This is a genomic window from Pseudoflavonifractor sp. An85, assembly GCF_002161235.1.
Classification (GTDB): domain Bacteria; phylum Bacillota; class Clostridia; order Oscillospirales; family Oscillospiraceae; genus Enterenecus.
The window spans coordinates 1-1,058 of sequence record NZ_NFHE01000105.1 but is presented as its reverse complement, the minus strand read 5'-3'; the positions used below and the strand labels follow the sequence as shown (position 1 = coordinate 1,058).

Annotated in this window: 1 protein-coding gene and 1 pseudogene; both read right to left on the bottom strand. The window is 59.2% G+C overall.

The genetic code is table 11. The annotated features are described in order from the left end of the window. Positions 1 to 445, bottom strand: a pseudogene (locus B5G37_RS14575) (hypothetical protein); the annotation flags it as partial. Then, on the bottom strand, positions 435 to 1,058 hold a 624-nt coding region (locus tag B5G37_RS14570), incomplete at its 5' end, for a class C sortase (protein ID WP_143483005.1). The gene B5G37_RS14570 and the pseudogene B5G37_RS14575, both read right to left, overlap by 11 nt.

The following is a 1,058-nucleotide window of genomic DNA, read 5'->3' as shown; positions in this document are numbered from 1 at the left end:
CACAGTTGGTGTTGTCGCCCCCAATGGGGTAGGAGGTCTGGGTCATGTGGGCGGCTCCCAAGGCCAGATGTTCCTGGCTGGCGCCCAAATAGATGGGCAGCTCCACCCCCATCTTTTCTGCGGATAGAAAGCCAATGATTCCATCCTCCAAGCCGTATTGGGACAAATCCAAAGCGGATGTCTCGTAGGAAAACGGGTCGGTGAGCTGGGGCTGATGCCCCTCAAACAGTTGGCGGTTCTCCTCCTGCAGCCGTTGGTACAGCTCCTCCAGGCCGTGGTCCTTCGGGCTCTCCCCCTCCGCCTGCTGCAAAAACGTCTCCTTTTGCTTCTCCACCCCCTGGGCATAGCGCCAAGCGGTGAACTTGGGGTAGAGCAGCACGCCCCCGCCTGCCACCAGCAACACCACACCCAACAGGCATACCATGTGTCGGAGTTTACCTCTCATTTCGCTTCTTCCTCCTCCGCACTACTATCACCGCCAGCAGGGCCACACCGGCTATGCCGCCCGGGATGTAGTACCATAGATAGGAGAAGTCCAGCGGTCGAATGGTCACCTCATTCTCCGGCTGCGGATCCTCTTCCGGCTCATACGCCACCCGAACCCCACGCACCAACAGCCGGTGGCTATTGACCGCATAGGGGGTGCAGGTCACCAAGGTCACCAGGTCCTTGTCCGCCTCTGCCACCAGGTTTTCCAACTCGTCTGGTTCCACCGTGGTGATTTGATCCACCTGGTAGGCGTGCACCTCGTCCAGCACATAGATGTAGAAGATATCTCCCACCTCCACTTCATCCAGGCGGGTGAACAGTTCCGAACTGGGCAGCCCCCGGTGTCCCGTGAGCACCGCGTGGCGGTTGAGCCCTCCGATGGGCAGGGCGGTGACCTCCAAATGCCCGATCCCTTTTGCCAATACCTCCTCGCTGGTACCATGGTACACTGGCAGGGACAGGTCGATCTTGGGAATCTCCAAGGTGCACATCACCTCGTCCAAATCCAAGGTCTGGGCATAGTTATCTGGAATGGCATATCCGCTGCCTGGGACAAAGGGGTCATGCAC